Origin of the sequence: Brevibacterium oceani, assembly GCF_017948325.1 — a bacterium.
Taxonomy (GTDB): Bacteria; Actinomycetota; Actinomycetes; order Actinomycetales; family Brevibacteriaceae; genus Brevibacterium; species Brevibacterium oceani.
In genome coordinates, this window is record NZ_CP072846.1 from 3,442,906 (window position 1) to 3,455,602 (window position 12,697).

9 protein-coding genes, 1 tRNA gene and 1 pseudogene are annotated in these 12,697 nt (G+C 66.3%); 6 read left to right on the forward strand and 5 right to left on the reverse strand.

The features are described 5' to 3' along the window. Positions 1–6: 6 nt before the first annotated feature. A complete protein-coding gene (galU, locus tag J9314_RS15335; RefSeq protein ID WP_181272900.1) occupies positions 7–909 on the reverse strand; it encodes a UTP--glucose-1-phosphate uridylyltransferase GalU in 903 nt (300 codons plus the stop codon). 45 nt (positions 910–954) lie between these two features. Between galU and J9314_RS15340 the strand changes: the two genes are divergently transcribed. Together J9314_RS15340 and J9314_RS19380 are read left to right on the forward strand one after the other, a co-directional pair. Further along, positions 955–1,710 carry a 5-formyltetrahydrofolate cyclo-ligase gene (locus J9314_RS15340; RefSeq protein ID WP_246490425.1) on the forward strand — a complete coding sequence of 252 codons (756 nt, stop codon included), beginning with the start codon at positions 955–957 and terminating at the stop codon, positions 1,708–1,710. A gap of 185 nt (positions 1,711–1,895) precedes the next feature. Further along, positions 1,896–2,036, forward strand: a pseudogene (locus J9314_RS19380) (FmdB family zinc ribbon protein); the annotation flags it as partial. Between the two features lie 14 nt (positions 2,037–2,050). Here J9314_RS19380 and J9314_RS19385 read toward each other — a convergent pair. Then, positions 2,051–2,221, reverse strand: coding sequence for a hypothetical protein (locus tag J9314_RS19385; protein WP_343207059.1), 171 nt, complete (start codon positions 2,219–2,221; stop codon positions 2,051–2,053). A gap of 120 nt (positions 2,222–2,341) precedes the next feature. On the opposite strand from J9314_RS19385, the gene J9314_RS15350 reads away from it, so the two are divergent. Both J9314_RS15350 and mscL read left to right on the forward strand, forming a co-directional pair. Then, on the forward strand, positions 2,342–2,971 hold the full coding sequence (locus J9314_RS15350) for an SAF domain-containing protein (protein WP_210603206.1): 630 nt from the start codon (positions 2,342–2,344) through the stop codon (positions 2,969–2,971). Positions 2,972–3,231: 260 nt separating this feature from the next. Next, entirely contained in the window at positions 3,232–3,693 is a 462-nt protein-coding gene (gene mscL / locus J9314_RS15355; RefSeq protein WP_210603207.1) for a large conductance mechanosensitive channel protein MscL, read from the forward strand. A 387-nt stretch (positions 3,694–4,080) separates the two neighbouring features. On the opposite strand, the gene J9314_RS15360 is transcribed toward mscL, so the two are convergent. Then, the gene (locus J9314_RS15360; RefSeq protein WP_210603208.1) at positions 4,081–4,410 is read right to left on the reverse strand and encodes a hypothetical protein; all 330 of its coding nucleotides are present in this window, start codon (positions 4,408–4,410) and stop codon (positions 4,081–4,083) included. Further along, complete coding sequence (locus J9314_RS19350; RefSeq protein ID WP_210603209.1) at positions 4,403–9,385, reverse strand: DUF4011 domain-containing protein; 4,983 nt, start codon at positions 9,383–9,385, stop codon at positions 4,403–4,405. Before J9314_RS19350 ends, J9314_RS15360 begins: the two co-directional genes overlap by 8 nt. 107 nt (positions 9,386–9,492) lie before the next feature. Here J9314_RS19350 and J9314_RS15370 point away from each other — a divergent pair. Then, positions 9,493–9,565 (forward strand) — tRNA-Arg (locus tag J9314_RS15370). Between the two features lie 740 nt (positions 9,566–10,305). Beyond that, the gene (locus J9314_RS15375; protein WP_281412339.1) at positions 10,306–11,448 is read left to right on the forward strand and encodes a glycerol dehydrogenase; all 1,143 of its coding nucleotides are present in this window, start codon (positions 10,306–10,308) and stop codon (positions 11,446–11,448) included. A gap of 155 nt (positions 11,449–11,603) precedes the next feature. Here the strand turns inward: J9314_RS15375 and J9314_RS15380 are convergent, their stop codons facing one another. Next, positions 11,604–12,668 (reverse strand): universal stress protein, encoded by a 1,065-nt coding sequence (locus tag J9314_RS15380; protein ID WP_210603210.1) that lies wholly within the window; start codon positions 12,666–12,668, stop codon positions 11,604–11,606. Between the last annotated feature and the right edge of the window lie 29 nt (positions 12,669–12,697).

The window sequence follows — 12,697 nt, forward strand, 5'->3', positions numbered from 1 at the left end:
CCCTGCTCAGTCCAGTGTGGGGACGAAGTCGCGCAGCCATCCCTTGAGATCCTCGCCGAGGTCGTCACGGTCGCACGCGATCTGCACGACGGCCTTGAGGTAGTCGAGCTTGTCGCCGGTGTCATAGCGGGCACCCTTGAACACGACCCCGTAGACGCCGTGACCGTCGGCATCGCCGGCGAGTTCCTGAAGAGCGTCGGTGAGCTGGATTTCGTTGCCGCGACCGGGTTCGGTGGTCTCGAGGACGTCGAAGATCTCTGGGGCGAGCACATAGCGGCCGATGACGGCGAGGTTCGAGGGCGCATCCTCGGTGGCGGGCTTCTCGACCAGGCCGGTGACCTTGACGACCTCGTCATCGGGAGTGGTTTCGACGGCGGCGCAGCCGTAGAGGTGGATGGCCTCGGGCGGGACCTCCATGAGGGCGACGACGCTGCCGCCGGTCTTCTCGGCGACCTCGATCATCTTCGGCAGGATGGGGCTGCGTTCGTCGATGAGGTCATCGCCGAGGAGGACTGCGAAGGGTTCGGCACCGACGTGCTGGCGACCCTTGAGAACGGCGTGGCCGAGGCCCTTCGGATCGCCCTGCCGGACGTAGTGGATGTCGGCGAGTTCGGAGGGGTGGCGCACGGCGGCGAGCTTCTTGTCGTCGCCCTTCTGTGCGAGCGCGGCCTCGAGTCCGTCGACCCGGTCGAAGTGGTCCTCGAGCGGTCGTTTGTTCCGCCCGGTGATCATGAGGACGTCCTGGAGTCCGGCATCGACGGCTTCTTCGACGACGTACTGGATCGCGGGTTTGTCGACGACGGGGAGCATCTCTTTGGGGGTGGCCTTCGTGGCGGGGAGGAACCGAGTTCCGAGGCCGGCGACGGGGATCACGGCCTTGCGAACGGTGCGCTGCACTTCATCACTCATGAAGTCATCTTAACCAATCGGCCCCACCCCGATACTCTGACTGACGTGAACTCATCGACTTCCAAGGCGCAGCTGCGTTCTCATGTCCGTTCCGCTCGCGCAGACCGTGCCCGCGCCGAGGTGGCGCCCGGTTCGATCGCGACCGCGACCGATGGTCGGCCCAGCGTCTCCACCGCCGAGGTGGCGCCCGGTTCCACCGGGTCCGTGTCCGACGCTGCGTGGGTGGTCATTTCCTCCCGCCCGGTGCGTTCCCTGCTCGCCTATGCGTCTCTTTCCGGGGAGCCGGATCTCGACCCCGCCATCGACCGTTTCCTTGCCTCCGGGGGAACAGTGTTCCTGCCGGTCGTCACGGAGGTCGGAGAGCCGCTCGCGTTCGGCGAAGTCACGGGGTCGATGGCCACTGTCGAACCGCAGGGCAAATGGGGCATCCGAGAACCTCGGCGCGATGCGCAGCTCCTCTCTGCGGAAGAGCTGCTGACGGCCGAGCTCGGCCTCGATCTCATCTTCGTCCCGGCCCTCGGGTTCGGCTCCGACGGCGCCCGTTTGGGCAACGGCGGCGGCTTCTACGACCGCACCTTCGGGCCCCACGGTGTGGCACCGCTCGACCGCGGGAACCACGCAGAAGCGGAAAGGAGCCCGAGCGTGGAAAGGGAATCGGCCCCGACCCTATCCGCGCCGCGGGTTGTCGGGGTCTGCTTCGCCTCCGAGCTCGGGCTGACCGGGCTCATCGCCGAGGACTGGGACCTCCGCATACCCGCGGCCATCACCGAGGCCGGCCTGCACACCTTCGATCCCGCCTGACGGTCGACGCCTACTCTCCTTCGCGTCCACCCGCGCATTCTTGACCCTCATATGGTGACTGAGAATGGGGAATCAGCACCCACTCCAACGTGTTGACATGTGGATAACCCTGTGCACATCGCGGACCGGTGCGGCGGCGACGGCTCGGCGTGCACTATAATCTTCTCGTCGAAGAAAGGTCTCGAATGCCCGTTTACTCCTATGCCTGCAAGAGCTGTGGTCACGCCTTTGATATTCATCAGGACTTCAGCGACGACTCGCTCACCGTCTGCCCCGAATGCCAGGGTCGCCTGAAGAAGGTCTTCGGCACTGTGGGCATCAGCTTCAAGGGTTCGGGCTTCTACGCAACCGACTCCCGGTCGTCGACCTCGAGCACCGTCGGCTCCTCGAGTTCCTCGAGTTCCTCGAGTTCCTCGAGTTCCGACTCATCGTCGAAGGACGCCGCCAGCTCCTCCTCAGCGAAGGACTCCTCCGCATCCAGTTCGTCGTCCGGCACCTCGGCGGCGAGCACCCCCGCAGCAGGCTGAGAGCCGCCGCCACTTGAGCGTCGATCGCCTGTGGACAGCGATCAGCATCCACAGGCCCAATCCGCTCCCTTGCCCGACCGGCCCGGCCACACCAGGGTCGTCCCATGGGCATCCTGCAGCGTTTCCGAAGCACGTCGACCACGTGGGCGCGATCGTCTCGCATCCGCCCGCAGCGCATCCTCGCCGCCGTCTGCCTCGCCTGTGCGTGCGCCCTGATCGTCTGGGTGCTCACTCCGAGCGAATCCGGAACCGCCGTGGTCGTAGCGAAAACGGATCTCGCCCCCGGCGCCGAACTCACCTCACAGGACCTTGCCCTCAAGGACTTCCCACCCGACCTGGTGCCCGACAAGGCGTTCACCTCCATCGCCGAGGCGAAGGGTCGACACACCTCGGCGGGGCTGTCGCAGGGGTCGGCTCTGACGGCATCAATCGTGCTCGACCAGCAGGCTCTGCCCGAGGGCAGCCGGGACCTGCTCATGCCGATCCGCCTCGCCGACGACGCCTCGGCCGCCCTCTTGCAACCGGGGCAGAAAATCCGCCTGTTCTCCTCTCTTCCGGACGGCGGGTCCGAAGTCGTCGTCGAAAAGGTGACGATCGCCCGCCTCGTCGATAAACCGGAGGGAATGGCCGCCGAATCAGGTCAGCTTGTATCGGTCATCCTCTCTGCCGAGGACGCCGGACGGGTCGCGGAATTCGCCGGACTGCCGATCAGCTTCGCAATACTGCCTCGTTGACCGAGCCGATATCGGCTCCGAAGGGCTCGCGCCCGAACCTCAGCGACGGTGCGTGTGTCCGAGCTGACCGGCCTGCATCCCTGCTCGCCGTGCGAGTGTCCCCGCTGATCACATACCTGAGACGCTCGATGATGATCGAACCGTGACGAGAATCGCGGAGAAATCTGTCGAGATTGTGTTACTCCTGTGTACCATTGGAACGTAATTGGGTAATTCTCAAGCGCATTTCAGTGAACAAGCACACCGAAAGGGTCTCTCTAATGCTTAAGGGATTCAGAGACTTCATTCTCCAGGGGAATGTCGTCGAACTCGCCACCGCGGTCATCATCGGCGGTGCTTTCACCGCGATCGTCACCGCCTTCTCCGACAAGATCATCAACCCGCTCATCGCCGCTGTCGGCGGTGCGGAGGGCCCGGCCCTTTCGTTCCAGATCAAGCCGGACGTCCCCGAGACGACCATCGACCTGGGTGCGGTCATCACCGCGGCCATCAACTTCCTCATCGTTGCCGCCATCGTCTACTTCATCATCATCGTCCCGATGAACAAGCTCAACGAGCTGCGTAAGCGCGGAGCCCCCGAGGAAGAAGTTCCTCCGACCACCGAGGATCTGCTCGGCGACATCCGCGAGATCCTGCGCAACCAGACCGCTGCCACCGCCGGACCCGCCGAGGGTCCTGCAAGCAGCGGACCGGTCGACCCGAACGAGCCGCCGCGTCACTGATCTCCAGTCGCCCACGGCGAAGGCCCGCTCCCTGCAAGGAGCGGGCCTTCTTCATGTCCGGACCGACTACCGGGCCTATTCGGCACACTGTCCGGGCCGAAACCCGGCCCTATTCGGCACACTGTCCGGGCCGAAACCCGGCCCATCCGGCGCAATGTCGGCGGCTGTTCACGCTCGTTCAAGGCTGAGCGCACATGTCGAACGGTGCGCCTTTCGACATGTGCGCGCCGGCTTGAACGACGATTCCGCCGAGGCTTGGTGCTTCCGACCTGGTCTGACGACCCGTGAAACTGACGACTCGTGAAACTGACGACCCGTGAAACTGACGATCCGTGGACCTGACGGTCAGTGGACCTGACGGTCAGTGGACCGTACGATCAGAGGACCCTAGGACCAGTGCGGAGGCTTCTGCGAGCGGTAGTAATCCTCGCTGAATCCTCCGCCGCCGGACTCGGCCTCGTTGCGCAGAGTGGCCCGATAGCGTCGTTTGGCTGCTTCGAGCCGTGCTCGACGCTCCGCGTCAGCGCTCGCGTCGGAGTCGGTTTCGGTCGCGTCGACGTGAGCTTTCGGCTCGCCGGGATCCGCGGAACCGGCGGCCTCGGCTGCCGGTTCCGCCTCGGACTCACGGTTCCGCTCGACCTCGGGCTCACGATTCTGCTCGACCTCGGACGACCGGCCCCCATCACAGGGAACAGTCTCGTCCGGCTGTTCAGGCATCGTCGTTCTTCGACTCCGTGGCCGATTCGGAACTGCGCTTCTCCGCCTCGTCGGCATCCGACTTCGCCGGCGCCGTCGGCTTCACCTCAGACGTCGCGTTGGTCTTCGCCTCTGCTGCCTTCGCATCAGCCGTCACGTCGGTTGCCGATTCTGCGTCCGTCACGTCCGTCCGGGCCGCCTGTGCGGCGTCACCCGAAGTCGGTTCCGCGCCGGCAACGGGTGCAGACTGCGAGTCCGACCCAGCCGCCTCAGCACCCGGGTCCGACTCATCGGCCGCCTCGGCGACTTGGTCGTTGCTCGCAGTTCGGACGAGCCCGGCGGATCGGAGCTCATCGGCACGGATCTTGCCGGTGTCGAAGGTCGGCAGGATCTCGTCCTCGACGGGACCGGCCGAACCGGACCGCGGGATGAACACCTCGGAGCCGGTGACCTTCTTCGCCTGAGCGTGACGCTCACGATAGCGATCGACCGCGGCCTGCAGCTGCGAGTCTCCGCGCGTCGAGCTGCCCTTCTGGGCCAGCGCCGTACGCAGGAGGTCCTTGATCTCCCCATCGCCGCGCACGACAGCATCGGACTGGATCCAGTCGGTCATCTGGTCGAGGCCGTCGGCGGTGTACTTGTGCATCGGCAGTCCGGGCACGAGCTTAGGGCGGCTGCCCGTGCGTCCGACGACCACCGAGGCGGCGCGTGCGGCATTGAGCACGGCCTGGGGACTCATCGTCTCGACGGTGGAGCGCCAGGCTTCGAAGATCTTCTCGGTCTCCGACTGCGGGTCGACGAACGCATCCGTCGACCACACTCGCATGAACTTCCAACCGCGGCGGGTCAGCTGCTCGGGCAGCACTCGATCGCGCTGGCGCAGGCTGCGCATCGAGGCATATTCGGGCCCGTCACCAGCGACGGCGATGATCATCCCGTGCTCGTCCTCGGTCGAGTTCGCCACGGCCAGATCGATGCCGTTGTAGTGTTCGTGGGCGACGACGCCGAGCTGGAGCAGCCGATCGGCGATATCGCCCATCAGCGGATCGTAGATCTCTCCGTGTGGTCCGGGCTGGCTGACGCCGCCGGCGGCGACCTCTTCGAGCAGCCGCGGCAGCAGGACCGCTCCCCCACTGAGCTTGTGCTGATCGAAGTCCTCGGCCTCGATGCTCGAGACCACGGTCAGCCGCTTCCGGGCACGCGTCATCGTCGCCGCGAGGATCCTCCGCCCGTCAGGTCCCGAGAGCGGACCGAAGTCGTGGATGACCCGGCCGTGGACGGTGCGCCCGTAGCCGAGCGTGAAGATCACGGCATCGCGGGACATCCCCTGAACGCGTTCGGCGTCGGTGACGACGAAGGGCTCCTTCGACGAGTCGCTGAAGAACGCCGCGACATAGGGCAGGTCCTTCATCGCCCGCGAGATCGCGGTGGCCACCCGCTGAGCGTGGTGCGGGGTGAGCGCGACGACGGCCAGGGACTCGCGAGACCGGTTCCGCGCATGCTTGAGCACGAGTTCGACGACGCGCTTGACCTCGGCGTCGGGACTCTCGACCCGGCCGGTTCCGATGTCGGTGGGGCCGCGGCCGTCGGCGACGTAGGAGAATTCGAGGCCGCTGCCCTCGCCCGTGTGCGCCGTCGGCAGCGTCGAGATCGTCGAATCGTAGAAGTGCCGATTGGCCAGGTCGATCAGTCCCACCGGTGAGAGCCGGTAGGAGTTCGACAGCCGCATCCGCGGCAGGAACTCGCCGAGGCGGTCCTGCACCGAGTCCGGATGATTCCCGTCGTCCATCCCGAACCGATCGACCGCGATCGAGAACGGGCGCGGGCCCAGCAGCCGGGAGTCGCCGAGGGAGATGACCTGGCGGGCGCGCGTGATCCCGGGGACGACGTCGGCGACCGAGAGGCGGCCGGCGTCGGCGATGACCACGGCGTCGAAGAGCGGCAGGGCGGAGAACAGTTCGGGCACCGTGTACGGGCTGCCCATCCACACCGGGGCCAGGGTGGTGAGCAGTTCGGGTGCCTGCGTGGAGATCCGCTGCACCGAGGTGTGCTTCGACAGCAGCTCCTGCTTGATGACTCCGGCGGAGATCGGGTCGGCGTCGATGCCGCGCTTCCACGCCTGAGCATGGTTGAAGCGCAGACGAGAGGCACCGGCGGCGACGAAGGCCCGATCGTTCTCGCGGAAGTCCTCGGCCACCTGGTGGAGAGCGGCGCCGTCGTGGCGGCCGATCGCGGGATCTTCGCCTGCCATGGTCTGCAGCACCGACGCCCAGTAGGCGAGGTCGAACTCAGGGCCGACGAGGCTGTCGTCGACCTTGCGACGACGCAGATCGGTTATGAGGTCGCCGAGACCCTCGGCGTCGAGTTCGCGCTGCAGGCGGGAGCGTTCGGGCAGTTCGGCGAGGTTCTCCGAGTCGCTGCCCATCGCCTCGGCGCGGGCCTGGAGCTCCTCGATGAGCATCGAACCGAGGTCACCGCCGTCAGGAGTGCTCTCGAGGATCGGGCTGAGCTTGGCCACGTCGGCTTCGACGCTCTGGAGGATCTCGTCGGCTTCGAGCACGCCGCGCGGGATCTGCGGGCGGCCGTCGTGACCGGCGAGGTCGGTCAGTATCACGCGCTGGGCGCGGACATCGATGAGGGAGGCATGGAGGTCATCGACCTCGGCGCCGGGACGGAGGAATTCCTGGGCGGACTTCTTCAGCCGGCGACGCTGCATCATGCCCATCTCGACGCCGGCATCGGCACGGTACTCGGCGGTGCCGGTGGCGGCGATGAGGTCGTCGAGGCGGTGGTCGTAGATGTCGGGAGCAAAGCTGTCGAGGGTCTTGCGCACGCGCATCAGCACGCGGATGGCGCGCGCCCAGTCGTCGACGTTGCGGCGCGGGTTGAGCTTCGCCTTCTGCAGCACGGGTTCGGTCGCGGCGACGAGGTCCGGGATCGTCCGGCCGATGCGTTCGGCGACGGTGCGTGCGGCTTCGGCCTCTTCGACGGATTTGAGGTCGGCGCCGAACCAGACGGTGTCTTCGACGTCGAGGGTGAAGGCACCGAGGGAGGCGAGTTCGCCGAGCTTGCCGCGCAGGACGCTGCGGCGGTCGTCGCTGGCGCCGAGGATGTCGTCGTCGAAGCGGACCGGGGTCTGCGGAGAGTCATCGCCCGAGGTCAGTTCCGCGAGGTGCTGCATGGTCTCGTAGACGGAGACGTCCCAGGGTTCGCGGCGACGGTGAAGGGACGAGACGTGGTCGGCCAGCGTCGCCCGCTGCTCGTTGAGATCGGACAGCAGCGTCGACAGTTCCGGGCGTTCGGACTTCTCCGCCGAGGCGATGAGGCCGATGAGCTGCTTGCGGATGTGCTCCGAGCCCTCGCGGGTGTCGACGGCGAAGTCGCCCAGCCCCACCTCGCCGAGGCGGGAGGAGAAGTCATCGAGCGCGTCGGAGGTCTGGGCGAGGAAGAGCACGCTCTTGCCGGTGTGGGCCAGGGTGGTCGCGACCGCGACGGCGACCTGGGTGGCCCCGGTTCCGGGCGGAGTGTCGACGACGACGGAATGGCCGGAGACGGCGGCGTCGACGACGGCCTGCTGGTCGCCGTCGACGTCGATGACGAGGAACTCCTCCTGCGGCTTCCGATCGGGAAGCGGAGTGATGGGTTCCTTGAGCGCGGCGGGGACGACGTCTTCGCCGGCGGCCTCAGACTCGGACTCATCGGATGACTCGAACGCACCGGGTGCTTCGGGTTCGGCGTCGGCCTCGGTGGCAACTTCGGTACCCGCGGAGGTATCGGCCTTCGCCTCAGCGGTAGCGGCCTCTGATGCCGATCCGGTCAGCGGTTCATCTGTCAGCGGTTCATCGGTGATGGGAACAGTCGGCTGACCGTATTCCTCTTCATCATCGCCGTGAGCCGAGGACCCAGTGCTCGAAGACTTCTCGTTCGGTGCGGATGCATCCTTGTCGGCTTTGTCCCCGGTGGCGCCTTCGCCACGCGCACCCTCACTGAGCGTGCCGTCGCCGGCCGCTTCCGCAGTCTTCTCAGCGTCTGAGTCAGTCTTCGCATCCACGCCGGCTTCCGCCGCAGTGCTGGGCGTCGGCTCCGCATCGGAGGCCTTGTCGGAGGCCTTGGTTCGCGCGAGCTTGCCCTCATCGACGGGCGACTTCGCTGCCTTCGCCTCGTTCTCTTCTTTCGCGGTGCCGGCCGCAGCGGCCTTCTCCTCGCGAGTGCCTTCTGCCTTCGCATCACGCGACCCTGCCGGCTGCGGCACGTACGAGGGCCCGCCGAGTGCCGCCCGCACATCCTCGTCTCCGGCCAGGGCGCGGAGCACAGGGTGCTGGGTCGGTAGATAGTCGGTGGAGAACGGATTCGCGATGTTCGCGAACGTCGAGATGATCAGACGATGGTTGATCCGCAGGCCGGGCACGTCCTGTGCGAGGTCGCGGAGTCGGTCGAGGGCCGGGCTCGGGTCGAACCCGTGCGGGCCCCCGGTTGCCTCGATCCAGTCGTCGACGGGCACCTCGAGGTCGTATTCCTCGCTGAGGTGGTGGACGAGGGCGGGGTTGATCGTGATCTCGTTGCCGAGCACGATCTCGAAATCCTCGACGCGCGAACCCCGCGGGACCAGCGTGATGTGGCGCATGACCACGGGCGCGTTGAACTTGAACTTCGCATCCTTCTCCGTCCACGAGGCGAAGCCGATCGCGAGATGAGCGGTGCGGATGCCGCGCTCATTGTCGAGCTGCTCGGCCTTTGAGCGGATGGACTTCGCGCGACGCCTGGCGTCGGCGAGGATGTCATGATCGCGGATCAGGCTCGACAGGCGGGTGGCCCGACCGGCGAGCAGCTGCGCCAGCCCGGACGGGTGGGCACCGGAGAGGTCGATGCTGCCATCGCGCGAGTCCCGGAAATGAAGCATGGTGTCGCGACCGCCCAGATGGGCGGCCTGCTTCTTCCACTCGGCAAAGACCTCTCCGAGTTCTGGGAACTGTTCGTCTGCAACGGAATCCGACACAATTCGACCCTAACGAGAATCTGCTCATAATAGGTGCTGGCACACCGTGGAACATTGAGGTTTCTTCTACGCTACACTGGGTGATCGTGGTTGAGGTCGACCACCTGGCCCCCGTAGCTCAGGGGATAGAGCACGGCTCTCCTAAAGCCGGTGTCGGCAGTTCGAATCTGCCCGGGGGCGCAGTTCTGTGTGATCGCGCCCGGCGACGTCCACTCTCCCACCAGGGGAACTTGTGATTTCACCCAAAGGGACGGAACATCGGTGCTGGTGGAGCTGCCAACACTTCTTTCGGCAATTCACTTCGCCGTCCATCCAGCAAGACAATAGTACTTGCTTCCACTATGTTGCCTTGGCGGGAGCGAGTCAGGGTGTTGTCTCTGCGGCTGCGTGGTGTGCAATCACAGCACGCCCGACCTTCGCGAACGCGGCACCGCTTACGTTTCCCTCCACTCTGTGCACGGCACCGAACTGCCTTGGACCAAGCCCACCGATGCCGGTTCCGGTGAGCCGCGCGTCCGAGCGGGTCAGACGATCACCCTCCAGGATCGCGACTACATCGTGACCGACTCCTAGTGCCGAGGACAGACGTCTCCGGCGATGGCCGAGTGTGGGCGGACGAACCGGATCGACTCGTCATCCTCACCTGCTTGCGGCGCTCCTCCGGTCGGTCGACAATATCGTCATCGACGCCACCGTGGATCAATGAACTCTGTCGTAGCGCCCAGGGGAAGGAGATCTCGGCAAGGCCTCCGCAGTCCGCCCCGAGGTACGCACGAACGGTGCCGGACTCGGCGCTGTCGAGTTCACGGTGTCCGATCTCGGTGCATTGCTAGTGTGCAAGTGCTCGGCGACGATACGACATCGCTGAGGGAACTGTACGCATCGCCCCCGCGCAGGGCCCGAGGAAACGGATCCATCCCATGGTCGCTCCAATCAGCACAGTCATCAGCCCTTCGCGCTATGTCCAAGGCAAGGGCGCAATCTCCCGCATCGGAGACTTCATCGCCACGATCGGCTCACGCCCCCTCGTTGTCGTCGACGATGTCGTCTGGGACATCGTGCGAGGTTCGGTCGAAGCAAGTTTCGGCGATGCCGAACTTCCGATCGAGCGCGTCGGCTTCGGCGGCTTCGCCACCCCTGATGCGGTCGACTCACTCGCCGCCACGATCAAGGAGACCGGCTCGGATATCATCGTCGGACTCGGCGGCGGTTCCGCGATCGATGCGGCTAAAGCCGCCGGACATCTCGCCGGTGTACGCTGGGCCAGCGTGCCCACCGCTGCCAGCACAGACGCACCGACGTCTGCCCTGGCGGTCATCTACACCGACGGGGGTGAGTTCCTCGAATACCGCTTCTTCCCCCACAACCCCGATCTGGTGCTCATCGACACCGAACTGATTGCCCATGCCCCGGTGCAGTTCCTCATCGCCGGGATCGGCGACGCCCTGGCCACGTGGGTCGAGGCACGCGCGGCACGCCGGGCACACGCAACCACCATGGCCGGCGGGCTCCAGACGGAGACAAGCGTCGCACTCGCACGGCTGTCCTGGGACATTCTCCATGAGAATGCTCTCCAGGCCATCGAGGCGGTGAAATCCAAAGTGGTGACCCCAGCTTTGGAAAAGGTCGTCGAAGCGAACACACTGCTGTCCGGGCTCGGCTTCGAATCCGGCGGACTCGCCGCCGCTCACGCCATCCACAACGCCCTCACTGCCGCACCCCAGACGCACGGGCTCTCACACGGTCAGAAAGTCAACATCGGCACGCTCGCACAGCTCGTCCTCGAGGGAGCCGCCGCCGAGGAGATCGAGGACTTCGTGGTGTTCACCACGAAGGTCGGTCTGCCGAACACCCTGACCGAGATTGGACTGAGCCCCACTGACGTCAAGGACCTCCGAGCGGTTGCCGAAGCAGCAACGGTCGAGGGTGAGACCATCCACAACATGCCTTTCCCCGTCACTCCGGAACTTGTCGTCGACGCGCTCGTAGCCCTCGAGGGACTGTCTCGCAGCATCAGGGCAGAGCACGATCTGACCGAGCCGGAGTTCTACCGCGCTCACTGAGACACGAATGTGCGGCTCTGAGCAGCGCACATGAAATGGACCTCAAGTCACGCGCGGCGGCTCCGACGTGAACGTCGGAGCCGCCGCTCGAGTCTCTCCCAGTCGAAGCACGGGATCGGCCGCCTCGGCGATTGTCTTCCGGCAGTTCCGCCGGATCACAGGCCAGGTTCTGGGATCTCCCCGTCCTTCCGGCGCTTGTTGTGGTCGCGGGCCACGCGCACGACCATCGTCGGGCACTGCGAGTACGGCAGCACCGACTGCGAGGTCGAACCGAGCAGGAGGCCGGCGAATCCTCCGCGCCCGCGAGAGCCGATGACGAGCACCTCGGCCGTGTCGGAGGCGCGCACGAGCACCTCGGCGGGCTGGCCGTCGAAGAGTGTCCAGGTGACGTCGAGGTCGGGGAACTCCTCGGCCAGGCGCTGCTTGGCGACGACGAGCTTGTCCGCCCCTTCGTTGACGAGACGTTCGAGGTCGGCGGTGCTCGGCAGCCATTCGGGGCCGATGACCGTCGTCGTGATGACGGCGACGATGTGCAGCGGAGATCCGCGGCGCACGGCGAGTCTGGCGGCCTTCCACAGCGCCGGGGATTCGGCGCCGAGCGAGTCGACGCCGACGACGACCTTGCCGTCGAAGCGCAGTCCTTCGATCGCCTCGGCGTCGGGATCGTGCTCCTCGACTTCGACGCCGTCCTGGCGGATCGGGCGGGACGATGTCGGGTGGGCCGGGCGGTCGGCCTGGCTGTCCCAGCAGGAGGGGACGACGACGGTCGGGCAGGCCGAGTGCGCGGGCAGCGCGCTCGAGACCGTGCCGAGCAGCCGTCCGGCGAAGCCGCCCCGGCCGCGGGAGCCGACGACGGTGAGGCAGCCGGTCTTCGATTCGTCGATGAGCACGCCCGCAGCATCACCGATCTCGATGACTGCTTCGACGGGGACGCCGGCGGCCTTGACCTCGGCGGCGGCTTCCTTGAGTGTGTTCGTCACGGCCTGACGGATCGATGAGTCGTCGATGGGCACATAGGAGACATCGATCGCGGCCGCGGCGACGCTCGGGATCGTGTAGGCACCGACGAGGCGGATCGGTCGATCCAGGGAGCGAGCCTCCTGGATCGCCCAGGCCAGGGCATTGCGGCTCGGCGGGGATCCGTCGATGCCGACGATGACGGCTTCCGGCTCACCGGCCGGAGCCGAGTCGGGGTTCTGGGTTCGGTCCTGCTCACTCATGGCAAGCTCCTCAGGTCGGAGAACTCTTC

Coding starts and splice junctions, on each gene's coding strand:
- galU (WP_181272900.1), bottom strand. CDS start 909: ATGAGTGATGAAGTGCAGCGCACCGTTCGCAAGGCCGTGATCCCCGTC.
- J9314_RS15350 (WP_210603206.1), top strand. CDS start 2,342: ATGGGCATCCTGCAGCGTTTCCGAAGCACGTCGACCACGTGGGCGCGA.
- mscL (WP_210603207.1), top strand. CDS start 3,232: ATGCTTAAGGGATTCAGAGACTTCATTCTCCAGGGGAATGTCGTCGAA.
- J9314_RS15360 (WP_210603208.1), bottom strand. CDS start 4,410: ATGCCTGAACAGCCGGACGAGACTGTTCCCTGTGATGGGGGCCGGTCG.
- J9314_RS15375 (WP_281412339.1), top strand. CDS start 10,306: ATGGTCGCTCCAATCAGCACAGTCATCAGCCCTTCGCGCTATGTCCAA.
- J9314_RS15380 (WP_210603210.1), bottom strand. CDS start 12,668: ATGAGTGAGCAGGACCGAACCCAGAACCCCGACTCGGCTCCGGCCGGT.